At 36.5% G+C, this 25959-nt stretch carries 20 protein-coding genes; 19 read left to right on the plus strand and 1 reads right to left on the minus strand.

What is annotated here, in order from left to right; all coding sequences use genetic code 11:
• Positions 1–64 precede the first annotated feature (64 nt).
• From FGL89_RS06620 to uvrA, 17 genes are all read left to right on the plus strand, one after another.
• Positions 65–1249 carry a bifunctional folylpolyglutamate synthase/dihydrofolate synthase gene (locus FGL89_RS06620; protein ID WP_014974756.1) on the plus strand — a complete coding sequence of 395 codons (1185 nt, stop codon included), beginning with the start codon at positions 65–67 and terminating at the stop codon, positions 1247–1249.
• Positions 1250–2650 carry an MFS transporter gene (locus FGL89_RS06625; RefSeq protein WP_014974755.1) on the plus strand — a complete coding sequence of 467 codons (1401 nt, stop codon included), beginning with the start codon at positions 1250–1252 and terminating at the stop codon, positions 2648–2650.
• Between the two features lie 24 nt (positions 2651–2674).
• Complete coding sequence (locus tag FGL89_RS06630) at positions 2675–3286, plus strand: JAB domain-containing protein (protein WP_014974754.1); 612 nt, start codon at positions 2675–2677, stop codon at positions 3284–3286.
• A gap of 139 nt (positions 3287–3425) precedes the next feature.
• Entirely contained in the window at positions 3426–3692 is a 267-nt protein-coding gene (locus FGL89_RS06635; RefSeq protein WP_014974753.1) for an HPr family phosphocarrier protein, read from the plus strand.
• Between the two features lie 264 nt (positions 3693–3956).
• Positions 3957–5174 carry a tRNA guanosine(34) transglycosylase Tgt gene (gene tgt, locus FGL89_RS06640; protein WP_014974752.1) on the plus strand — a complete coding sequence of 406 codons (1218 nt, stop codon included), beginning with the start codon at positions 3957–3959 and terminating at the stop codon, positions 5172–5174.
• A gap of 76 nt (positions 5175–5250) precedes the next feature.
• Positions 5251–5601 (plus strand): preprotein translocase subunit YajC, encoded by a 351-nt coding sequence (yajC, locus tag FGL89_RS06645; RefSeq protein ID WP_014974751.1) that lies wholly within the window; start codon positions 5251–5253, stop codon positions 5599–5601.
• Between the two features lie 269 nt (positions 5602–5870).
• Positions 5871–6527 carry a YfbR-like 5'-deoxynucleotidase gene (locus FGL89_RS06650; RefSeq protein ID WP_014974750.1) on the plus strand — a complete coding sequence of 219 codons (657 nt, stop codon included), beginning with the start codon at positions 5871–5873 and terminating at the stop codon, positions 6525–6527.
• A gap of 105 nt (positions 6528–6632) precedes the next feature.
• Positions 6633–8618, plus strand: a complete 1986-nt coding sequence (locus FGL89_RS06655; protein ID WP_147000474.1) for an ABC transporter ATP-binding protein/permease — start codon at positions 6633–6635, stop codon at positions 8616–8618.
• Between the two features lie 118 nt (positions 8619–8736).
• Entirely contained in the window at positions 8737–10455 is a 1719-nt protein-coding gene (locus tag FGL89_RS06660; RefSeq protein ID WP_014974748.1) for an ABC transporter ATP-binding protein, read from the plus strand.
• A 2-nt stretch (positions 10456–10457) separates the two neighbouring features.
• Complete coding sequence (locus FGL89_RS06665; RefSeq protein WP_014974747.1) at positions 10458–12239, plus strand: ABC transporter ATP-binding protein; 1782 nt, start codon at positions 10458–10460, stop codon at positions 12237–12239.
• Positions 12240–12446: 207 nt separating this feature from the next.
• Positions 12447–13676, plus strand: a complete 1230-nt coding sequence (locus FGL89_RS06670; RefSeq protein WP_014974746.1) for a glycosyltransferase family 4 protein — start codon at positions 12447–12449, stop codon at positions 13674–13676.
• Entirely contained in the window at positions 13677–14684 is a 1008-nt protein-coding gene (locus FGL89_RS06675; protein WP_014974745.1) for an LTA glycolipid anchor biosynthesis glycosyltransferase, IagA/BgsA family, read from the plus strand.
• 21 nt (positions 14685–14705) lie between these two features.
• On the plus strand, positions 14706–15743 hold the full coding sequence (locus tag FGL89_RS06680) for a lysylphosphatidylglycerol synthase transmembrane domain-containing protein (RefSeq protein WP_014974744.1): 1038 nt from the start codon (positions 14706–14708) through the stop codon (positions 15741–15743).
• Entirely contained in the window at positions 15736–16002 is a 267-nt protein-coding gene (locus tag FGL89_RS06685) for a YkuJ family protein (RefSeq protein ID WP_014974743.1), read from the plus strand. The genes FGL89_RS06680 and FGL89_RS06685 overlap by 8 nt, the downstream gene beginning before the upstream one ends.
• 68 nt (positions 16003–16070) lie before the next feature.
• The gene (locus FGL89_RS06690; RefSeq protein ID WP_014974742.1) at positions 16071–18230 is read left to right on the plus strand and encodes an LTA synthase family protein; all 2160 of its coding nucleotides are present in this window, start codon (positions 16071–16073) and stop codon (positions 18228–18230) included.
• A gap of 222 nt (positions 18231–18452) precedes the next feature.
• Positions 18453–20459 (plus strand): excinuclease ABC subunit UvrB, encoded by a 2007-nt coding sequence (gene uvrB, locus FGL89_RS06695; protein WP_014974741.1) that lies wholly within the window; start codon positions 18453–18455, stop codon positions 20457–20459.
• 123 nt (positions 20460–20582) lie between these two features.
• Entirely contained in the window at positions 20583–23447 is a 2865-nt protein-coding gene (uvrA, locus tag FGL89_RS06700; RefSeq protein WP_014974740.1) for an excinuclease ABC subunit UvrA, read from the plus strand.
• A 52-nt stretch (positions 23448–23499) separates the two neighbouring features.
• Here the strand turns inward: uvrA and FGL89_RS08660 are convergent, their stop codons facing one another.
• On the minus strand, positions 23500–23622 hold the full coding sequence (locus FGL89_RS08660) for a putative metal homeostasis protein (RefSeq protein ID WP_014974739.1): 123 nt from the start codon (positions 23620–23622) through the stop codon (positions 23500–23502).
• A gap of 239 nt (positions 23623–23861) precedes the next feature.
• Here FGL89_RS08660 and FGL89_RS06705 point away from each other — a divergent pair, with 239 nt between their 5' ends.
• Together FGL89_RS06705 and whiA are read left to right on the plus strand one after the other, a co-directional pair.
• Positions 23862–24836 (plus strand): gluconeogenesis factor YvcK family protein, encoded by a 975-nt coding sequence (locus FGL89_RS06705; RefSeq protein WP_014974738.1) that lies wholly within the window; start codon positions 23862–23864, stop codon positions 24834–24836.
• Positions 24836–25780 carry a DNA-binding protein WhiA gene (whiA, locus tag FGL89_RS06710; RefSeq protein ID WP_014974737.1) on the plus strand — a complete coding sequence of 315 codons (945 nt, stop codon included), beginning with the start codon at positions 24836–24838 and terminating at the stop codon, positions 25778–25780. The genes FGL89_RS06705 and whiA overlap by 1 nt, the downstream gene beginning before the upstream one ends.
• The last annotated feature ends 179 nt before the right edge of the window (positions 25781–25959 follow it).

Below are 25959 nucleotides of genomic sequence, written 5' to 3' on the forward strand. Positions count from 1 at the left end.
AAACCGTCCAAACAAATGTTGGACGGTTTTTCATCACTATGTTATGAAATAACGGAGAGAACCAATGAAATCAGTTGAAGATGCTATTAATTTTATACATAGTCGACCAAAGGGTGGACAAAAAGAATCATTTGCTCGTATGTATGCCTTGTTATCAGCGTTGGGAAATCCACAAAATCAATTGCCACCAGCCATTCATGTAACTGGGACTAATGGTAAAGGTTCGGTATCTACAATGGCGAGCTTTATATTAAAAGCAGCCGGCTATAGGACAGGTTTATTTATTTCGCCCTTTATTGTTGATTTTCGTGAACGTATACAAATAGATAATCAATTAATTTCAGCTGAAGATTTATTGGCCATTACACGTCAAGCTGCAAATGCTTTAGAAGTAGTTGATCAACAATTAGCACCAGATATACCTACAGAGTTTGAGGTTTTAACTGCTATTATGTTTACCTACTTTTCTCATCAACAGTTGGATGCAATAGTTATTGAAGTTGGAATTGGTGGGTTACTTGATTCAACGAATGTTATGCCCAATTCAAGAGTTGCTATTATTACTAGCATCGGACTAGATCATCAAAATTTGTTGGGAAATACAATCGTTTCTATTGCTAAACAAAAAGCAGGCATTATTCATGATAATATGGCAGTTGTCATTGGGGATCTTCCTAAACAAGCGCGCCAAGTCATTGCTGAGCAAACCAATTCATCATTGATTCAAGGTGAATTGAATACATTCAAACAAGGGTTACCGGGAAATTATCAAATTCAAAATACTGCAACTGCTGTAGCTGGGGTTCGCGCATTTGATGCTAATATCACAGATGAACAAATTCAACAAGGATTGGATAATACTAAGTTGCCTGCTCGTTTTGAAATGCTAAAACCGGGTGTCTTAATTGACGGTGCACATAATGCACAAGGGCTTAAAAAATTATTTGAAACTTTAAATGTGCCACCATACCAAAAGCAGACGGTTACTTTAATTATTGGTAGTTTAATGGATAAGAACGTGACTGATGAATTTAAGCATATTTTATCCGATCAACGATTTAATATTGTACTAGTCCCTTTTGCTGGGCCTAATGGGCGGCACAGTTTAGATATATTAAAGACGGCTGCAAATTATCGAGTAAGCACAGCTGAAAGTTGGCGTGAAGCTTATCAAGAAAGTAATGCTGATTTAACAGTATTTACGGGTTCATTATACTTTGTCAGTGAAATTAGAGGGGAATTATTATAAATGCAAGTCAATGAACGGTTATCCGTGCGCTTAATTTTAAGTGTTTTAGCAATTGGTTTGTTGGGATTTACAGACATTATGTTGGAAACAGCATTAAACGTTAGTTTCCCAATTTTAATGGTTGAATTTAATATTACCTCAAGTACAGTACAATGGCTGACTTCGGGTGTTATCTTGCTAACCAGTATGGTTGTTATTTTATCGCCATGGTTAAAAAAACGATTTACCAACAGGAGCCAATTTTTAGTAGCAACTGTAATCTCGATATGTGGTGTCTTAATTAACGCCATGAGTGGCCATTTTGGTTGGATATTATTTGGTCGCTTATTGCAGGGTATTGGTGGTGGTGTTGGTTTACCACTTATGTATAATGTTATATTCGAACAGGTACCTGAACAGAAACGTGGCACAATGGTAGGTCTTGGCTCATTAATTATTTCGTTTGCTCCTGCAATTGGGCCTGCTTTCGGAGGATTTTTAACTCAGAATTATGATTGGCATATGGTCTTTTGGGTTGTCTTACCCATTCAAGTGGCATCACTTATACTAGGCTGGTTTACAATCAAACAGGTGTCACCATTGACCAAAGAAAAACTGGATTTAATTGGTTGGTTGTTGTTAAGTACATCTTTTATTGCCGGTATATTTGTTATTGAGCGTATCAGTACACATGGTGTAGCTAATTACTTTAGTATCAGTTTATTAATAATTATGGTTTTAGGTCTTATAGGCTATTTAGTCTATGCAAGCCGCGTACGACAACCGTTACTCAATCCTGCTATTTTCCGATTTAGAGTATTTTCTTTAAGTATTATTGCAGCATTTATTACACAGATTGTTAATTTAACTTTTAATTATGCTGTGCCAATGGTCTTGCAAATTGTACTTTTTAAAAATTCACAAGTTGCTGGATTGGCATTATTACCAGGTGCTTTGGGTTATGCTATAATGGCAATTGTTTCGGGACGTTTGTATGATCGTTTTGGTGCACGTTTTCCCGTAACCATTGGTTTGGTATTGATGGTTATTGGAACAATTTTAATGGCAAGTATGCCAGTCAGCTTATATGGGATGACGTTGAATTTTATGGTTATACAATTAGGCGCTGGCTTCTGGTTTGGTAATAATATGGCTCATGCTGTGAGTCACGTGCCAGTAGAATATCAAAGCGTTGGGAACTCTATTTTTTCGGCAACAAGTAATTATGCTGCTGCTGTTGGTATTGCAATGTCGGCAGGTATCATTTCAATTTTCCAGAAAAACGCACACTCTACAGCAGAAATGATAAACACAACCTATATTGGTTCTCAGTGGGTATCTAGACTAGATGTGATATTAATTTGTTTGGCATCAGCACTATCATTACATGCGCTCATGTCTGTGAGTCGAAAGAATAAATAACGTATCATCTTTTAGAGGTGACATATGACATTACATGAACAAATTAAAAGTTTTTATACAGCGCTTGGTCAAAACGATGATGAAGCATTGCAGACCTTTCGTCACTACTTTCCAAATGATTATGACCTAAATGAATTGACACACGATATGGCATCAGATTTTATTTCTCATAATCCATCGCTCAACCATGCGCTGCTAATTGGTGTGAACATCGGTAAAAGTGTAGCAACTGCAGTACGTCCTAAATTATTGAGTGCCAAATTTTCGGAAGAAATTGGTTATTATGCGCAACGACAGTTAGGCTATCTACCACAAGAGCAATTGTGTTTAGCACTGTTGGATGCGCAATTAAATGTTATTGGTTGGGAAACATTATTCGTTGGCAGTTTAACAAATGTTCAGGCTTCACCACGTGAAATTTTCCAAAGTGTACTCCGCGCTAATGCATTAGGGTTTATGATTATTCACAACCATCCCAGTGGTAACCTTATGCCATCGGATTCTGATATACGCTTTAGCCAACGTCTGAAATTACTCGGGGAACAAATGGAAATACCATTATTTGATTCTTTTATTGTGACACGAGACAGCTACTGGAGTTTGTCAGAAAATAATCAGCTAAAAAGTATTAAGTGATATGTATGATATGAAGCAAACAATGAGATTAAGATTATATGGACTTGTTAATTTGACAATTTAATTCGTATGATTGAAGCGATTGTTGTATTGTGATACACTGAACATAGAAAATCTGTTATTTATTTTGGAGGTCAAAATGGTAAAGCGCGATTATACAATTGAAAATGCGAGTGGGCTTCATGCACGTCCAGTATCGCTTATTGTGGCGGCAGCATCGAAATATTCAGAAGTAACCATGAGTTTGTCAAAAAAAGGACAAGCGGTAGATTTGAAATCAATTTTAGGGGTGATGTCCTTATCTATTGGACAGTATGATGAAATTACAATAGAAGCAACTGGCAGTCAAGCTGAGGAAGCTTTAAATAGTGTCGAAAAAGTAATGGCAGAGAATCAATTAATCTAGAGAAAAATTAAACGGTAATCCGTAATCATACCCATTGAGTTACTACAACTTAATGGGTATGATTTTTAATAGTTGTCATATCATTGAAAAAGAAATCTATATTTTAGAAAATAGAAAACAGCGTTTAGTCCAGGCGAAAGAACAATTAAAAGTGTTGATTTCAAGTAAAACAGTTTCATAAATACGCTAATCTAGCGCTTTTTTTGTCCAGTTAAAACTGGTAAAATAGAATAGATTAAAATTAATTTATACAATGAGGATAAGATGACAGATAAAAAACCAGCAGTATGGTACGAACATCTTCATACTGAAAAATATACCGGTGCACGTCGTGGCAGAATTCATACACCACATGGTACCTTTGAAACGCCAATGTTTATGCCAGTCGGGACACAAGGTGCGGTAAAAGGTGTTGGTACAAGAGAATTAAAAGATATTGGTTCACAGTTCATTCTGAGTAATACCTATCACTTGTGGGTGCGTCCTGGTGATGAATTAATTGCTGAAGCTGGTGGTCTACACAAATATATGGGTTGGGATCAGGCTATTTTAACTGATTCAGGTGGTTTTCAAGTCTTCTCATTATCTGATGCGCGCAAATTAAAAGAAGAAGGCGTAACATTTCAAAATCATGTGAACGGCGACAAGATGTTTTTGTCACCCGAAGTGGCAATGCGTATTCAAAATAATTTAGGTTCAGATGTCATGATGCAGCTTGACGAAGCCATTCCATATTTTGAAAGTTATGATTATATTAAAGAATCCATGCAACGATCATTACGTTGGGCCGATCGCGCCCAAATTGCGCATAAAAAAGCGGATTCACAAGCTTTATTTGGAATTGTTCAAGGCGCTGGATTTAAAGCTTTGCGTTCAGAATCAGCAAATGGTTTAGTTGGTATGGATTTGCCTGGTTATGCTATTGGTGGCTTATCAGTTGGTGAATCTAAAAAAGAAATGAATCGTGTGTTAGACTTTACGATGCCATTGTTACCAGAAGATAAACCACGTTACTTAATGGGTGTAGCTGCACCGGACTCATTAATTGATTCTGTTATACGTGGTATTGATATGTTTGATTCGGTATTACCGACGCGTATTGCACGTAAGGGAACGCTAATGACACGTTTTGGACGGGTAGTGATTAAAAATTCGAAATATAAAAATGATTTCACACCTCTTGATCCTGATTTGAGTTACTATTCATCGAACCCTATTCGTACAGAACAGTTTGGTAATCAAGCACAATTTGATAACCCTGATTATAATCCGTTCCAGAATTTAACACGATCATACTTGCACCATCTTTTTAATGCAAACGAAATTTTGGGCGCGCAACTGGCTTCTCAACATAACTTACGTTATTTGTTACAGTTTATGGAGGACATGCGTACGGCTATTGAAAATGATGAGTTACTACAATTCCGTGAAACTGTCATGGAAGAATATGGTTATAACAAACCCAACGCACGATTATTTTAATAAGTCTTAAATCTTTGATATAATAGTAATAAGGTATTTGGTTGTCTAGATACACGTCAGAAAGTAGGAAAGATCCATGAATTTGAATTTGATTCTCCCATTAGTTATCATCGTAGCTATGTTTTGGTTTATGAGCCGCCAACAAAAGAAGCAACGTGCAGCACAGACAGAACGCCAAAATAGTTTAACAAAAGGTTCTGAAGTTATTACAATTGGTGGTTTACATGCCGTTGTTGATAGCGTTGATCAGGTTGCAAAGACAGTTGATTTAGATGCTGAAGGTGTTATTTTAACTTATGAATTGTCAGCAATTCGTACGATAAAGCCACAAACACCAGCAAACACAACTGCTGTTGAAGACTTGAAGCCCGCCGATGATAACAGCGATAAGATTATTAGTGATAGTGACAAACCTTCAGAAAAGTAAGCGTTATAGACAAGAGAGCGTAAGCTCTCTTTTTTTGAATGGAAAAGCAACTACATATGGTAACAAATTTAAAAATAATGGCTGATAGCGTGGCGTCAAAATTGGCTATGAATTAGTTTGTCTTTTAGTTTGTTGAAAATTGATAATAAAGAGAAGCATGCACTAAAACGTAAAATCATGTATGATGAAAATAACAATTTTTTAAGTAAAAGGAGTAATGTGTCAAGCAAATTCAATTTAAAGAAATAGGCTTGATACTGTGATAAATTATGCCAATGCATGAATTTTTTATGGGAATGAACCAACTTGAACTAATCAATCGCGCACCTGGATTTTTTAAATACCAACCACATAATGTGGCAGCCCACTCTTGGAAAGTCGCACAAATTGCTCAATTTTTAGCTGATGTTGAAGAGCAGAATGGTGCGGTTATCAATTGGCAGTCAGTTTATGAAAAGGCACTCAATCATGACTATACTGAGCGCTTTATTGGTGATATCAAAACACCCGTCAAATACGCGACAGCAACTTTACGATCTATGTTAGCAGATGTGGAAGATTCAATGACAGAAAATTTCATCAAAACTGAAATTCCACAACAATTTCAAACAGCCTACACACGACGTTTAGGTGAAGGTAAAGATGAGACGATTGAGGGTAAAATTTTGTCTATCGCCGATAAAGTTGATCTGATGTATGAAGCTTATGGGGAATTGGAGAAATTTAATCCAGAACCGGTCTATGTTAATATTTTTCAGAGTGGGTTAGAGGCGTTGGCAGCATTTAAAGATATGGCAAGTGTGAAATATATTGCCACAGATATTCTGCCAGATATCTTTGCAGAAGAATTTACAAGTAAAGAATTGTTATATGATTTGGCTAAAAGTTTGTTACCAGATTTTACCGGTAAAAAAAGAGATATATAATTGTTTTAGAAATATAATTGTAAGTTGAGTTGAATTGACCTGTCAACTTTGTTAAACTAATAACACAATACAACGTATCAGTACAATAATAGAAAGTGGGCAAAGATGGCTTTTTTAGAACTAAAAAACATTAAAAAATCATATTATCTAGGTAAAGAGGAGTTTCCTGTTTTAAACGGTATAGATTTGTCGTTTGAAAAGGGGGAATTTGTTTCAATACTTGGTGAATCCGGTGGTGGAAAATCAACATTGATGAACATCATTGGCGGATTAGACCGCAATTTTGAAGGATCAGTGGCAATTAATGGGGAAGCACTTGATCATAAACAAGAGAAAAAGTTAGATGTTTATCGTCGTGAAACAATTGGTTATATTTTTCAAAGCTTTAATTTGATTAATTATCAAACAAACTTGGAAAATGTGGAAACAAGTTTGAATATGACGAGTTTATCAGCTGCTGAGCGAAAGGAACGTGCAACTGAGCTGTTGAAAAAGGTTGGGTTAGGCGAACATATCCACAAGTTGCCTTCACAATTGTCTGGTGGGCAAAAGCAACGTGTTGCTATTGCACGTGCGTTGGCATCTGATCCTGACGTCATGATTGCTGATGAACCAACTGGTGCGTTAGATTCAGTCAACACTACCGAAGTGCTTGAATTATTAAAACAAATCGCTCAAGAAGGTAAGTTAGTCATTGTTGTGACTCACTCACAAGCTGTTGCCGAGTACGGAACACGTATTTTACATATGGCAGATGGTAAAATTGATGAAGAGATACAGCTCAAAGATAAATTTGAAGTGCCAGAAAAAACTGCACGTTTAAATTCTCGTCCTTTGCGCAAATCATCTATCTGGGATATGGCTTTTGACCATTTAAAGTATAAAAAATTACAAAACTTCCTAATTATTCTTGGTTCTGCCATTGGTGTATTCTCCGTAATCCTTTTTCTGGGATTGGGTAATGGTATTAAGGCGTACATTACTGATCAAGTCAATTCATTAGTTAATCCAAATTATCAAGTGGTGATGCGGAATACGACGACAGATAAGAAAGCTAGTGCTAATGAACGGATGCAAGCAACGATACAAATGCAAGCAACCAATTATACTGCTACAACAATGGACAAGGACATGTTACAACGCTTAAGTGATGTTAAGGGTGTTGATAAAGTCTATGAAGGTGGGCAGTTTAGTAATGCAGTGTTTACTTATAACCGTGTCAAGTCAGGCGCTGTAGCATTTCAGTCTTGGACACCGCAATATTCAGATGATGTCGTTAAAGCAGGTCATAAACCTAAAGATGGTGAAGTGATCATAGACATCAATTACGCTAAAAAGATTCAAAAAGACTATAAAGCGCTTGTTGGTAAGACGATATCATTTAGTTATATGGCTTTTGATACCAATAATAAGCCAGTCATGATTCAAACCTCAGCTAAAATTTCTGGTATGACTGATGGTGGTCAAAGTGGTGTTATCTTCTCTCAAAATTGGAAAACAATTCAAAATGACTTGCAAAAAAATGGTGCCGCAACAGATGCGAATTATGCAGCGGTTGAAATTAAAGACACTAAAGCCGTTAAAGCTACTATGACACGCATTAACCAAGTCAAAGATGATAATGGAGAACAAACCTTTGTCGGTGTTTCAATTGGTGACGTGTTAAACACAATTAATACGATTACAAGTTTGGCATCTTATGTTTTGGCAGCTATTGCAGGTATTTCATTACTAGTGTCAGCAATTATGATTATTGTAACAACTTATATGTCTGTATCAGAACGTATACGCGAAATCGGTGTACTACGAGCCTTAGGGGCACGTTCAAAAGATATCCGTGGATTATTTACAAATGAAGCGCTGTTAATGGGCATCATTTCGGCTATTATAGGTATTATTATGGCATATGTCGTACAATTTGCTATGAATAGTGCGTTAAAGAGTTTGGTACACTTTAATATTGTGCAAGTCTCAGTTGGGCATGTCATCTTTGCGGTGGTTATTTCCTTAGTAATCGCACTGATTGCCAGTTTTGTACCATCACGACGAGCCGCAAAACTTAATACAATTGATGCTCTAGCAGCTGATTAATTAAGTGTTTAAAAAATGTAGTTTATTCTACGTTTTTTTTGTTACTAAATATTTATTTTATGTTAAACTTATCAGATATGAGAACATTTGTTTCTCTGATTGAGTCAAGGAGACAATCATGTATATTTTAAAAGAACATGCTAAACTATATTGGCGTGATATTCTATTTTCTATTATTGCTGTGGTAATTATGGCAGGGTCCTCGTTATGGCAACCCAGATTATTACAAAGTGTGATGCAAGCCATTATTGCTGATGATCAAGATAAAGTAGTCACTTATGGCATACAATTGATTATTTTGGCAATTATTGGGTTAATCGCTGGTGTGATTAATACAATTTTTGCTGCTAAAGTCTCACAAAGTATTGCAGCTGATGTTCGTCAAAAGGAATACCAACAAATTCAATCTTTTTCGTTCGCTAATATTGAAAAATTCTCGACTGGTAATTTAGTTGTGCGAATGACTAATGACGTTAACCAAGTCCAGCAATTAGTCATGATGATATTGCAATCATTAACGCGCATTCCCATATTGTTTGTAGGTGCGTTTATTTTGGCATTAATCACATTACCACGTTTATGGTGGATTGTGGTTTTGATGGTTGTTTTAATCGTACTATCTTCGCAGTTTATTTTTAAACAAATGGGTAAACTCTTTTTTAAAATTCAACAATTAATTGACCACACTAACACATTAGCAAAAGAGAATCTTCAAGGTGTGCGAGTTGTGAAGTCATTTAACCAAGAAGAAAATGAAACCAAGCATTTTACTGAAAATTCTGATGAATTGACACAAGTGAATACAATCATTGGTTATTTATTCTCTTTAATGATACCGATGTTCATGCTGATTTCTTATTTGGCAATAGGGGCTACTGTTTTGTTTGTCGGTCGTGATGTTGTGAAACACCCGAATGATTTAGCTGCTGTCACATCTTTCATTTCATATCTCATGCAAATATTTTTCGCTATTATGATTGGCGGCATGATGTCGACATTTGCTTCCCGTGGTTTTGTTTCACTCGCTCGAATTAAAGAGGTTTTGGATACAAAGCCAGCCTTAACTTATCGAGCTGATGCACCTGAAACTGATTTATCAGGAGATGTATCATTCAAAAACGTATCATTTACCTATCCAGGAGATGATGAACCTGCACTCAAAAATGTCTCGTTTGAGGTCAAGTCTGGGGAAATGATTGGAATTGTTGGTGCCACTGGCTCTGGTAAAACAACATTGGCACAATTAATTCCTCGACTTTATGATCCCACGATAGGTGAAGTAGCAGTTGGTGGTACTGATTTAAAAAATGTAAATGAAAAATCTTTACGTGCCGCCGTATCATTTGTTTTACAACGTGCAATTTTATTCAGTGGTAAAATTGCTGATAATTTAAGACAAGGCAAGAAAAATGCTAGTAGTGAGGATATGAAAAGAGCTGCCGAAATATCGCAAGCTGCCGAGTTTATTAATCGATATGAGGATGGGTTCGATCATTTAGTAGAAGAACGCTCGTCAAATTTATCTGGTGGTCAGAAACAAAGATTATCAATTGCCCGTGGTGTGGTAGGGACACCTAAAATTTTGATTTTAGATGATGCAACATCAGCGCTTGACGCACGTTCTGAAAAACTTGTGCAACAAGCATTAGATAAGGAATTGTCTGGTACAACGGTATTTATTATTGCAGAAAAGATTAGTTCGGTGTTGCATGCAGACCGCATTCTTGTTCTAGATGAGGGTGAGTTGGTAAGTATGGGTAATCATGCCACATTGTTGAAAAATTCACCGATTTATCGCGAAATTTATCAAACACAAAAAGCGAAAGGGGATGATTAATTATGGTAGATATTAAACATGCGATTCAATACTTTGCTAAATATTTAAAGCGGTATTGGTTGAGTCTAAGTTTTGTTGTTGTCATCACGATTCTATCTACCTATTTTCAGGTGACTGCACCAACTTACATGGGAAAAGCAATTACTGAATTGGCTAATTATTTGGCACAATATATGAATCCCGCAACGCGTGCTATTGCTAGTAAAACACCATTTTATCACGCACTTGAAGCTATGATGATTTTCTTTGTTTTGACAGCTGTTACGATGTTTATTTCTAGTTTTTTGTCTTCACGAATTTCTGCTCAAGCATCAGGTCGTATGCGTATTGGTTTGTTTGGTAAGTTGCAACGTATGACGATTAAGTACTTTGATACACATCAAGATGGTGAAATATTATCTTTGTTCACATCGGACTTAGATAATATTTTCAACGCAATGAATCAAGCTATTTTCCAATTGTTATCTCAATTTGCTTTATTTGTCGGTATTATTTGGATGATGTTTAACCAAAACGTTAAAATGGCATGGGTGACAATGGCATCAACACCGGTAGCGATTATTGTCGCGTGGTTTATTATTTCGCAGGCACGACGGTTTATTGATCAACAACAGGATGCTACTGGTAACATGAATGGTTACATTAACGAACAGATTAATGGTGAAAAAGTCATTATTACGCAAGGCTTACAGAGCCAATCTATTGCAGGCTTTTTACCACATAATGAAAAAGTAAAGCAAGCAACTTTCAAGGGTCAAGTCTACTCAGGTATGTTGTTTCCTTTAATGCAAGGACTATCCTTGCTTAATCTAGCGATTGTTATATTTTTTGGTTCGTGGTTAGTTGTCAATGATGGCATGGGTAAGGCAGCTGGGTTAGGAATGATTGTTGTATTTGTGAACTATTCCCAACAGTATTATCAACCAATTACGCAAATTACCTCGATTTATAATATGCTACAGTTAGCTGTTACAGGTGCCCGTCGTTTGTCAGACATTCACGGACAAACAGAAGAAAAGAATCCCGTAAATGGGCAATATTTAGATGATTTACAGTCTGATGTGGTGCTAGATGATGTACATTTTGGATATACTGATGAAAAAGAAATTTTACATGGTGTATCTATTCATGTCAAAAAGGGTGAGATGGTAGCACTTGTTGGTCCAACGGGTTCTGGTAAAACAACGGTAATGAACTTATTGAATCGATTTTATGATGTGAATTCTGGTGCCGTGAAATTTGATAATATCGATGTGAGAAAATTTGATTTAAAATCGTTACGTGATCATGTCGGGATTGTGTTGCAAGATTCAGTGTTGTTTAGTGGCACAATTGCAGATAATATAAAATTTGGAAAACCAGATGCAACAGATGAAGAGATGATTGATGCAGCTAAGCAGGCTAATATTCATACCTTTATTGATAGCTTACCATCTGGCTACGCCACAAAGGTTGATGATGAAAATTCGATTTTCTCAACAGGTCAAAAGCAACTGCTATCGATTGCGCGGACAATTCTGACTAATCCATCGTTTTTAATTTTAGATGAAGCGACATCCAACGTTGATACAGTAACAGAGGCAAAAATTCAGGCAGCAATGGATAATGTTATTGCAGGTCGTACGAGTTTTGTTATCGCACATCGGTTGAAGACGATTTTAGGCGCTAATAAAATTGTGGTTCTGAAAGACGGTCAAGTGATTGAACAAGGATCGCATGAAGAACTAGTTGCTGAAAATGGTTTTTATTCTGAATTGTATCATAATCAAATGGTATTTGAATAAATTGAAAGGCTACGATATGGTAGTCTTTTTATTTTAAATTGTTTCATGTATTTTGTGGTGCTAGTTTTACACACACCGAACAATAGGATGCTTTTAAGTTGGTAACAGGCATTTTTGGCTTATAAGGAGCCTTACTTAATTTATGTTATAATTGTAGTATTGCTATTTATGAGCAGTTTAATGTTCATATAAACTTTGGAGGACACAATGAATATTGGTCTTTTTACGGATACGTATTTCCCACAAGTTAGTGGGGTTGCAACATCCATTAAAACATTGAAAGACGCGCTTGAGGCGCAAGGGCATCAAGTTTATATTTTTACGTCAACTGATCCTAAAGTATCAAAAAACAAGTTTGAACCGCACATTTATCGGTTTTCAAGTGTCCCTTATATTGGGTTTCGAGATAGACGCTTGGCAATTCGTGGCTTAATTCAAGCTGTAGAAATTGCTAAGTCAGTGCAACTAGATATAGTGCATACGCAAACAGAATTTTCGCTTGGTTTATTAGGGAAATTTGTTGCCCGTCAGTTAAAAATTCCAGCTATTCACACATATCATACAATGTATGAGGATTACACACATTATGTTGCTAAGGGATTACTTATTGGTCCTAAAGGAGTTGGTACCTTAATGAAAGCTTACATGCTCAGTCTTGATGGCGTTATTGCGCCATCTCAACTCGTGCAAGAAGCCTTAATAAGGTACGGGGTTAAGACACCCATTCGAATTATTCCAACTGGCGTGTCTTTACCAAGTTCAACAGCAGGTAACCAAGATTTACGACAGAAATTTGGCTTCACACCAGAACAACCTGTTATTTTGTCACTTGGTCGCTTGGCATTTGAAAAAAATGTTGCTTTAACAATTTCAGCTTTTTCAGAACTTTTACAGACATATCCTGATGCACGCCTTATTATTGCCGGTGATGGACCTGCTCGTCATGCGCTTGAGGAGCAAGTTAATGAACTATCTTTAAATGCTCAAATTACATTTGTTGGCATGGTAGAACATTCTGAAATTGTTGATTATTATCAAATGAGTAATGTTTTTGTGAGTTCTTCAGATACGGAAACGCAGGGTCTAACTTTTATCGAGGCTATGGCAGCAGATCGTCCTTTTGTGGCAATACATTCGCCATATTTAGATAATTTAGTCGATAATGATGCCATTGGTACACTTGTTTCAGATTATGATGAGTTAATGGTTGGCATTGAAAAGTATTTGACACAACCATTGTCAACTTCTGATAGTATGATTCGCCAACAAAAAATGAAGGATGTTGATGCAAAAACGTTTGCTAAACGTGTATTGAGCTTTTATGAAGATGTATTATCTGATTATCATCAGACAGATGATGTTGAAGATGAATATCCAACTGATGATGAGGCTGGCTACATGAAGCGTATTTTGCGCAACCCTTTCAGGAGAAATTAATTGAAAGTCTTACTTTATTTTGAAAACCAAAAACTAATTGCTAAATCTGGTATTGGTCGTGCGCTTAAATTACAACAAGAAGCCTTGTCCGATACTCAGGTTGAGGTTACTATTGATCCCAAATGTAAGGATTATGATGTTTTACATATTAATACTTATGGTGTAAAAAGTCATTACATGGTTGACCATGCACATAAAATGGGAAAAAAAGTTGTTTACCATGGTCATTCGACTTACGAAGATTTTCGTAATTCATTTACTGGATCGAATGTGATTGCACCTTTTTTTAAACGCTATTTAGTTTCTTTATATAAAAAAGCAGATGCTATTATCACGCCGACACCCTATTCAAAACAGCTGTTACGTGGTTATCAGCTGGATCAACCAATTACACCGATATCAAATGGTATTCCACTAGATAAATATCGCCAAAATACCCAGAAAGTTAAACGGTTTCGTGAGTATTTTGACCTATCTGATGATCAAAAAGTTATTATGAGTGTTGGCTTGTTTTTTGAACGTAAAGGTATCTTAGATTTTATTGAGCTGGCTAAAAGACATCCAGAACTAGTTTTTATTTGGTTTGGTTATACTGATTTGCGACTGGTACCAAAAAAGGTGAGTCGTTTGATTAAAGGTGATCATCCCAGAAATCTGATTTTTCCAGGATATATTACTGGCGATGTTATTCAAGGTGCATACCAAGGTGCAGATTTATTCCTTTATCCATCATTTGAAGAGACTGAAGGCATAGTTGTACTAGAGGCTTTGGCATCAAAACAAAAAGTATTAATACGTGATATTCCAGTTTACAAGAATTGGTTACAAGATGGTGTGAATAGCTATAAAGCAGCTGATATAGATGAATTTGAGTCTAAAATGATGCAGATTTTAAACGATGATTTACCAGATGTCAGTCAATCGGGGTATGAATTAGCAGTAGCACGTGATTTACCAGAAATTGGGAAACAATTGCAACGTGTTTATGAGGCAGTTTTGCAAGAATAGCGGACTGTCAGGAGTGAAAATATGTCTAGAACTGATAAGATATCAGCGGCAATTGTTGTTTTATTAACAGCTATGGTCGTCTATTTTTTAACAAATGAATTGCGTGGCAGAGGGCATCAGTTAGAGATTGCGTTAAAACATTTAAATTGGCATTGGTTGGTTGCTGGATTGTTAGTAATGATCTTATCAATTTTCCTAGAAGCAGCAGCCACTTATGCATTGCTGAAAAAAAGTGACCGCCGCAGGACTTCTCTTTTATCTGTGCTACGTGTACCATTATTGAATTTATTAGGGACTGGTTTAACACCTTTTGCAACAGGTGGTCAGCCAGCACAAGTATATGGTTTAGCGCGATCTGGTATTGATTCTGGTAGAGCAATGTCAGTTATTCTGATGAAATTTTTAGTTTATCAAGTGGTTGTCGTTTTATTTTTTATAATTGGCTATTTTACGGCTGAACATTTTATCTATGCCCAAGTTGATCCGACTTTTGCAACATTTATTCCCTTAGCAATTGCGATTCATGCTGTTGTCATTATTGGTATTGCATTAGTAATGTTTTGGCCAGCCTTAACTTTACGTTTGGTGGATGCTGTGTCACCACTTATTAGAAAGTTTATGTCACGTGAGCGACATGCAAGAATGATTATCACTATCAAAAGAAAAATTGATAATTTTCACCAAGAATCAAGACGTGTTATTAGTAGTTGGGAGTCTTTGGTTGGTGCAACAATATTGACCATATTACAATTACTTGTTTTTTATATGATTCCTTATTTTGTTATTCGAGCTTTCGGCTATTCTAATGTCAATCCTTGGCTAATTGTGACGATGAATATTATGATTGTTATGGTGATTTCCCTTTTTCCAATTCCAGGTGGTGTTGGTGGGGCAGAGTTAAGTTTTCAACTTCTATTTTCACCATTTGTTAAAAATGGTGCGACATTAATACTTGTGATATTATTGTGGCGCTTGATAACTTATTATTTTGGCCTGTTTGCTGGTATTATTGCATATATAATTCCCGCAAGACATCGTATGAGGATTAACAATGACTGATAAAAATGAACGTCATACAAGTGATTTAAAACAAATTCTCAATCGGTTACGTGCTATGATTGATTCAACTGATAATCAACATCAAATTCGACGGTTTGATGCTTTTGGTATTGAGGCAGTGCAGGTTGAATATGATCAATTGACTAAAATTTGGACCGTGCACGAGCACCGTGAAGTGCGTCAATTTCAATTTGATGACATTGATTTAGTTGCAATCGAAATATATGATGTTTTACACGATTTTAAACTGATATTTTAGTGAAGACGTTCAACTATTAATAATCTCATTTTTTAGTGATTTAATGTATCTATGCGAAGGAAATCAACATGCTAAACCTCCTCAAAAGAATTCCCAAACCAAGTACTTGGTGGCAAAAAATTAAACGAACGATGGATATTTCAGCGCCATTAGTATGGTTTTTTATCTTGAATGTTGTCTTAATTTGGGTTAAAACATTTGTGAATTATCACATGAATTTCAATTTGGGTGCCGAAGGGTCAACCCAACAGTTTTTACTATTTTTCAATCCTATTCCAACAGCAATTATTCTGTTAAGTATTGCACTTTATTTTCGAGGCTCTGTTAGTTATTGGATTGCTATTTTATTTAATTTTATACAATCTCTTTGGTTATTTGCCAATATTTTATATTATCGTGAATTTTCAGATTTCTTATCAATGGGTATTTTAGGTTCTGGTAGTTCCACGGGGAATAACCTTAGTAAATCAATTGCAGCTATCATCCATTGGTCAGATTATATGATCTTCATTGACATTATTATATTGGCTTTGTTGGTGATATTTAAGCAATTAACTATTGATAAAAAGGGTGTTCAAAAACGTTTTGCCATGTTAACCACAGCACTAGGTATTGTACTAATGTTTGTTGGTTATGGTATTGCGTCTACGAATCGTTCGGGTTTACTGACACGTTCTTTCGATAATAATTACATCGTAAAGTATCTAGGATTAAATGAGTACGCCGTTTTTAATGGTATACAGACCTATAACCAGACTGAGAGTCGTAAACATGCAAAACCAGCTGACTTAGAGAAAATTAAGCAATTTGTTTCAAAGCAAAAACTACCAGATGATGTACAGTATTATGGGACACAAAAAGGAAAAAATGTTTTTGTTATTCATTTGGAATCATTTCAGCAATTTTTAATTGATTACAAAGTCGAAGGACGCGAAGTAACACCGAACCTCAATAAATTCTATCATGATCAAAAAACACTAAGTTTTGATAATTTTTATCATCAGGTGGGTCAGGGTAAGACTTCGGATGCTGAAATGATGCAAGAAAACTCATTGTATGGTTTGTCAACTGGCTCTGCGATGGTTAAATACGGGACAAACAATACATTTGAATCTATGCCGGCTATTTTGAGCCAACGTGGCTATACAACAGCTGCTTTTCATGGTGACGTGGCAACTTTTTGGAATCGTGATAATACTTATAAATCATTTGGTTATAATTATTTCTTTTCTAAAGCCTACTATCCTAATGCTAGCAAGCCAAACTTTAATGTTGGGTATGGTATGAAAGATAAAATTTTCTTACGAGACAGCATGGAATATGTTGAGCAACTGCCACAGCCGTTTTATGCCAAGTTAATCACTGTCACAAACCATTATCCTTATGACTTAGATAAAGAGAATATTGATTTTCCGGCTACCAAGACAGGAGATAAAACTGTTGATGGTTATGTTCAGACAGCGCATTATTTAGATCAAGCTTTTGGTGAATTGATGAATTATCTGAAAAAGGCTGGTTTATATGACAATTCAATGTTTGTCCTGTATGGTGATCATTATGGTATTTCTGAAAACCATCAGCCAGCCATTGCACAATTATTAGGTAAAGATAAAGTATCTAATTACGATTTAGCGCAATTTCAAAAAGTACCATTTATGATTCATGCCAATGGGTTAAAGGGTGGCGTTAATCATACATATGGTGGTGAAATTGATATGCTACCAACATTGCTCGATTTGCTTGGTGTGCCAGATGACAACATGACAATGTTTGGAAAAGATATGTTATCGCCAAAAAATGATGGGATTGTGCCATTTCGTGATGGTGATTGGATTACGCCAAAGTATATTAAGTACAATAATCAGTATTTTAATACAGAAAATGGTCAACAATTGACGTTGCAGTCAGATGATGATCTCAAGAAGACAGCTGAAAAAGTGCAATCGCATGTTGATAAAGTGCTTGATTACTCTGATTCTGTGATTACAGGTGACTTATTGCGTTTTGATAAGTCGCGATCTGATTTCCACGCAATAGATAAAAAAGATTATAGTTACAAAAAATCTGATGGTTTATCTGCTTTGCAAAGAGCACAAAAGACTAACCCTTCTAGTGCATTAGCCAAAAATAAATCAAAATCCACACTTGATCTCTATAAAACGGATGCGCCAGAGTTAGCGCCTTCATCTTCTGATGAGAATAGCGATGCTAGTTCTTCATCAAAATAAAACGAACAAACAACTAAAACGTTTGTTCGTTTTTTAATATATTAGAAAAACAACTATATACAGGGCAAGTATCATGATATCATGCGTTATTTATCATATGATAGTTTTATATTTTGTGAGTGAAGGAAGTTGATAACAATTTTAAATGAGATTGAAGGCACAAACGCGAAAATTTGTTCGTTTTACTGTATAATGTAGGAAAGTAGATGAAAGAAGAGAACTATGCGTGAACATGTTGCTGACCACGGCTTTGAAGTGGTTTCAAAATATCAGCCAACAGGCGATCAGCCACGAGCTATTGATCAACTCGTGAGGGGTATTAATGCTGGCGTGAAAGAGCAAGTTTTACTTGGTGCTACGGGAACAGGGAAGACTTTCACAATTTCTAATGTCATTAAAGATATTAAGAAGCCAACACTGGTATTGAGTCATAATAAGACCTTAGCTGGTCAACTTTATGGTGAGTTGAAAGAGTTTTTTCCAAATAATGCGGTTGAATATTTTGTGTCCTATTATGATTATTATCAACCAGAAGCTTATGTCCCTAGTTCTGATACATTTATTGAAAAAGATTCAGCTGTCAATGATGAAATCGATCAATTACGTAACTCAGCAACTAGTTCGTTGCTATCAAGAAATGATGTCATTGTTGTGGCATCAGTTAGTTCTATTTTTGGATTAGGTGATCCGCATCAGTACCAAGAACATGTGATTAATTTACGTGTAGGAAATGAATATGGTCGTAATCAGTTAATGATGGATTTGATTAACGTTCAGTTTACGCGAAATGATATTGATTTTCACCGTGGTACTTTTCGTGTGCGTGGAGATGTTGTGGAAATTTTCCCAGCATCTGAAGATGAAATGGCATTACGCGTTGAATTTTTTGGAGATGAAATTGATCGTATTCGTGAAATTAATTCATTAACGGGGGAAACATCATCTGAGCGTGACTATGTTGCAATTTATCCAGCTAAACATTTCATGACGGATGATGATCAAATGTCGACTGCTTTGGCAGGTATTACTGAAGAAATGAATCAACAAGTGGCCTTATTTGAAAAAGAGGGCAAGTTAATAGAGGCTCAACGTATCAAACAGCGAACAGAGTACGACTTAGCAATGTTAGAAGAAATGGGATTTGTCGGTGGTATTGAAAACTATTCGCGTTGGATGGATGGTCGCCAAGTTGACGAACCGCCATTTACTTTGCTAGATTTCTTCCCAGATGATTTTCTCGTAGTTGTCGATGAGAGTCATGTGACCATGCCGCAAATTCGTGGTATGTTCAATGGAGATCGGGCACGTAAAGAAACGTTAGTAAATTATGGTTTTCGTTTGCCATCGGCACTTGATAATCGACCACTGAAACTGCCTGAGTTTGAACAGCATGTGAACCAAATTATTTATATGTCAGCGACACCAGGTGACTATGAATTAGAACGAGTGACGAGTGATCACATTATACAGCAAATCATTCGACCCACTGGGTTATTGGATCCAGAGGTTGAAGTACGGCCTGTTATGGGACAAATTGATGACTTGGTAGGTGAAATTAATAAACGTGCACAAAAGGATGAACGTGTATTTATTACAACCCTAACTAAGCGAATGGCAGAAGATTTAACTGATTATTTAAAGGACATGGGAATCAAGGTAGCCTATTTACATGCTGATATTAAGACACTTGAACGAACTGAAATTATCCGTGATTTACGTTTAGGTAAATATGATGTGCTGATTGGTATTAATTTATTACGTGAAGGTATTGATGTACCTGAAGTGTCCTTAGTTGCTATTTTAGATGCCGATAAGGAAGGCTTTTTACGTAATCCACGTTCTTTGATTCAGACGATAGGTCGTGCAGCCAGAAACTCGGATGGCCATGTGATTATGTATGCTGATAAAACGACTAGGTCAATGAAAGAAGCTATGGATGAAACAGCCAGACGACGTGAAATTCAAACACAATATAATGTTGAACATGGTATTACACCAACAACAATTAAAAAAGATATTCGCGATTTGATTTCCGTACGTACAGATTCAACCGATAATCAAGAAGTGATTGATTTGACGCAAGTTGCTTTCAAAGATTTGCCAAAAGATGAACAAATGAGTATTATTGGTAATCTTGAAAAGCAGATGAAGGCTGCCGCCAAGTCACTAGACTTTGAAGAGGCGGCACAGCTGCGCGATAATGTGATGGAATTAAAAGCCGTTTTGTAAAATTATCAGAGTTACTGAGTTAGCAGTCAAAATAAATAATAATTTGTAATAGAACAGATAATAAAATTTAAGATAAGGAAGTGCGCTGATAGCGATGAAATTAGTCGTCGATGCGTTAAACATATGGCAAAAACAAATATTGAAATACGTGGTGCTCGCGTCCAAAATTTAAAAAATATTGATGTTGATATTCCAAAAGATAAATTAACTGTGGTAACTGGACTTTCTGGTTCAGGTAAATCATCTCTAGCTTTCGATACACTGTATGCGGAAGGACAACGACGATATGTTGAAAGTTTATCATCATATGCGCGTCAGTTTCTTGGTCAAATGGATAAGCCAGATGTTGATTCAATTGATGGCTTATCACCAGCTATCTCAATTGATCAGAAAACAACATCTAATAATCCGCGTTCGACAGTAGGAACGGTGACAGAAATTAACGATTATTTCCGCCTGCTGTATGCTCGAGTTGGACGACCAGATGACCCTAAAGATGGGACAAAAATTATGATAACCATTGATCAAATGGTTGAGTATACCTTGAATCAGTTACCAACTGGTACCCGGTTACAAGTTTTTGCACCAATTATTATGGGTAAGCGCGGATCACATGAATCAGCATTTGATAATATGCGTAAGCAAGGGTATATTCGTGCTCGAGTGGATGGTACTATTATTGAATTAGATGATCAAGAAAAAATATCGTTAGAAAAAAACAAGCCACATGACATTGACGTGATGATTGATCGTATTGTCTTGCGCGATGATTCACGATCACGTCTTTTTGATTCCATGGAGGCAGCCATACGTTTAACTAATGGGTTAGTGCAACTAGATATTGTGACACGTGGGGATGAAGCAGCCATTGAACCATTGAAATTCTCTGATCATTATTTAGGTGATTTGAGAGACTTTAGAGTGGGCCGATTAGAGCCAAGATTGTTTAGTTTCAATGCACCTTTAGGTGCGTGTGAATTTTGTCAAGGACTTGGTGTAACGCGGGAAGTCGATATTGAATTAGTCATTCCTGATAGCAAAAAAACATTACGAGAAGGGGCAATTGCCCCATGGAACCCTATTTCATCAAATTATTATCCTGAAATGTTACATCAATTTGCGGAACAGTTTGATATTAATCTAGATATTGCATTTGAATCATTACCTAAAAAAGATCAGGATTTAATTCTAGAAGGTTCCGGATCAAAATCATTTCACTTTCATTATCAAAATGATTTTGGTGGTGTACGTGATGTTGACATACCTTTTGAAGGGGTCATTAAGAATATAGCGCGTCGATTTAATGAAACAAATTCTGACTTTACACGGGATCAAATGGCGCATTATATGACGGAATTGACCTGTCAGGCATGCCAAGGATATCGTTTAAATCCGGCAGTACTCTCTGTGAAAATCAATGGGCAGCACATTGGTGAAGTTTCAGAAATGTCAGTTGATAAAGAATTAGCATTTTTTAATGCGATTACATTAGGCGAACAGGACACAATAATTGCCGCACCAATTATTAAAGAAATAAAGGATCGCCTTGGCTTTTTAGAAAGTGTTGGTTTGAAATATCTGACGCTTGCCCGTTCTGCGCGTACACTATCAGGTGGAGAATCACAGCGTATTCGTTTAGCCACACAAATTGGTTCTAATTTATCAGGCGTTTTGTATGTATTAGATGAACCCTCGATTGGGCTGCACCAACGCGATAACGATATGTTGCTCTCAGCGATGCAGCATATGCGTGATTTGGGTAATACACTTGTTGTGGTTGAACATGATGAGGATACTATGCGCGCTGCAGATTATTTAATTGATGTCGGTCCTGGTGCAGGCACTTTGGGTGGTGAAATTGTTGCCACAGGTACACCAGATGAAGTAGCTAATAACAAGTCATCATTAACTGGACAGTATTTATCAGGGAAAAAATTTATTCCTGTACCAACTCAGCGGCGTAAAGGAAATGGTAATTTTGTCACAATTAAAGGTGCTAAAGAAAATAATCTCAATAATATTACAGTGAAATTCCCATTAGGTAAATTCATAGCCGTTACAGGTGTGTCCGGATCTGGCAAATCAACACTGGTTAATCAGATTTTAAAACGCGCACTAAAACAAAAAATTAATAATAATTCTGAAAAACCAGGTCGCTATCGAGCCATTGAAGGTGTAGAAAAAATTGAACAGGTCGTTGACATTGATCAATCGCCTATTGGACGTACACCTAGATCAAACCCAGCGACTTATACGGGCGTTTTTGATAATATCCGTGACCTGTTTGCACAAACAAATGAGGCAAAAATGCGTGGCTATAATAAGGGGCGTTTTTCGTTTAATACAAAAGGTGGGCGTTGTGAAAATTGTCATGGTGATGGTGTGATTAAAATCGAAATGAACTTTTTACCAGATGTCTATGTTTCTTGTGAAGTTTGTCATGGGACGCGGTACAATTCAGAAACACTAGAAGTGACCTATAAAGGGTTGAATATTTCACAAATATTAGATATGTCAGCTTCCGAAGCTTTAGAATTTTTTGCTCCTATTCCAAAAATTGCGCGTAAATTACAAACAATTAATGATGTTGGTTTAGGATATGTCAAATTAGGACAGTCAGCCACAACCTTGTCTGGTGGTGAGGCACAGCGAATGAAATTAGCATCTGAATTGCATCGCCGTACAAACGGCAAAACAATTTATATTTTAGACGAACCAACGACGGGGCTGCATGTTGATGATATTTCTCGATTGCTGACAGTATTGCAACGTTTGGTTGATGCTGGTAATACAGTTGTTGTGATAGAACATAACCTAGATGTCATTAAATCAGCTGATTGGTTGATTGATATGGGACCCGAAGGTGGTGTTGGTGGGGGTAATGTTTTAGTTTCTGGAATACCTGAAAAAGTAATGAATACAAAAAATTCATACACGGGTAAGTATTTAAAGCAGGTTATTGAACGTGACTTAGCACGCGCAAAATAAACATATGTAAAACAAAATGCCCACAGAATAATATTCTGCGGGCATTTTGCGATTACTTTGAAAAGCTTTTGAGCTTTGATAAGTCGTTGAGCGCTTTTAAGGCACGCTTACGTGTCTTAATATTGGGACTCTTTAACTTACGTGTTGCTGAAGCGATGTCTAATTTTTCTGTCATAATGTAGATCTCCAATTTGTTATTTTCGCAAATAGGGACGGCAACAGCCGATAGTGACATGTTGCTAGCAATCTCACTTACAATTCATAAGTATACCAGAATAGCAAAGAATTACAAATGTCATGGTAGAATAGAGAGAAGAAAACTTTAGAAAGTGAAAAATGTTGATTATTTGTGGTGGAGCATGTTGGATGCAATATAAGTTTGCTTTGTACATAAATAGTTGACACGCTGATAAAATGATAAATAAACCAAAAATTGTAATTATTGGTGGTGGCTCTGGATTACCAGTTATTATTAAACCACTCATTAAAAAAAATATTGATTTAACAGCCATTGTGACAGTCGCAGATGATGGTGGTTCTAGTGGCTTATTGCGAAATTATATTAACATTGTGCCACCAGGTGATATCCGTAATATCTTAGTGGCTATGTCCCATGTTGATCCATCAATTACAGAAGTTATGCAGTATCGTTTTAATGCCAAAGACGATTTTTTTGCTAAACACGCTGTTGGTAACTTAATTATTGCTGCGATGACAGAAATGCATGGTAATATTTTTGATGCGGTTCAACATTTGGCACGTTTCATGCATGTTCATGGACAAATTTATCCAGTGTCTAATGAGCCGTTAATTCTACACGCTGAGTTCAAAGATAGGACCGTACTTGCTGGTGAGGCTGAAATTACTCACGCGCATAAAACAATTGACCATGTCTGGGTTACTGGAGATGAGCCAGGAGAAGAACCAAAGGCTGCACCGGAAGTCGTGGAAGCCATTCTAAATGCAGATATGATTGTTTATGGACCAGGTAGCCTGTTTACATCGATTTTACCTAATGTTGTCGTGCCAGAAGTTAGTGAGGCACTACGAATCACTACGGCAGCGCAAGTCTACATTGCCAATATTATGACCCAAAAAGGTGAAACGGACGCTTACACAGATGCCCAGCATCTCTTGGCACTTAACGCGCATATCGGACAACAAACGATTGATTACGTGATTTCAAATAATGCTGTTGTACCTAATGATTTTGTGGATTTTCAAAAGTGGGACGAAATTTCAAATCAGGTAAAGCTAGATAAGGCAGCAGTTGAAGTACAAGGTGCGCATCAAATTGCTGGTGATTTTTTGAGCTTGCGCGATGCTGGTGCTTTCCATGATGGTGAAAAAATTATGAATCAATTAATTAAAATTTTGGAGCAAAATTAATGTCATATGCATCAGATGTCAAAAAAGAATTAACCGGATTATTGGTACATGACGGTAATGCTAAGGCAGAATTATCCGCTTTAATGCGAATGAATGGCGTAAGTACACTGGGCGTGAATCAGACAGTTGCTGTTAAAACTGAAAACGCAGCAATTGCCAGACGAATATATACCTTATTAACACAAAATTATGATCATGTGATTGTTGAAGTAACGGTTTCTGAACCTAATCATATTTCTCAACATAAATCTTATGGCGTACTACTTAAAAATCAGGTTGATGAGGTAATGGCAGATTTAGGTGTTGATCCTTTTGGTCTACATCCAGAAATTCCAGCGCGTATTTTAAATCAGGTTGATAAAAGACGATCTTTTCTCAGAGGGGCTTTTTTGGCAGCGGGCTCTGTCAATTCACCTGAAAAAGCCAACTACCATTTGGAATTATTCACGACACATGAAGAGTTAGCAGAACAGCTCCGTGATATGATGTTGGAGTTCAATTTACCAGCAAAAATTATTGATCGTTCTGGAGGTTTCATTGTCTATTTGAAACGTGCTGAAAAAATTGTTGATTTTTTATCGACTATTGGTGCGACACAAACGATGCTGCGATTTGAGGATATTCGAATGATGCGTGATATGCGTAATTCAGTTAATCGTATGACTAACGCCGAAATGGCTAACATTCAAAAGACTGCAGATGCGGCGAATAAACAAGTGCAACAAATTTTGTTAATTGCTGATGAAATAGGTGATCTAGATTTGTTACCCAAAAAACTACGTGATATCGCTAAAGTCCGTCTCGAACATCCAGATGATTCCTTAGCAGAAATTGGGGAGTTGTTAGAAATTAGTAAATCAGGTGCTAATCATCGCATACGTAAGTTAAAAGAATTAGCTCAGATGATTACTAATGAGGAACCATATGATTTAAATAAGTTATAAAACAATTTTTAGCACTCTTGGTGTGTTTGTGCTAAAATAGTATTAAGTTAAATGCATGATTGCATGAAAACGTACTAGTGTTGTCCATAGGTGGTGTGTTGGTATCTATTTTAACGAATAGATCAACTCACAATATCTTGAAATAGTGCTAAGTACTCTAAAATAAGGAGCTGAAAATT

The organism is Leuconostoc carnosum, assembly GCF_007954525.1.
GTDB classification, from domain to species: domain Bacteria; phylum Bacillota; class Bacilli; order Lactobacillales; family Lactobacillaceae; genus Leuconostoc; species Leuconostoc carnosum.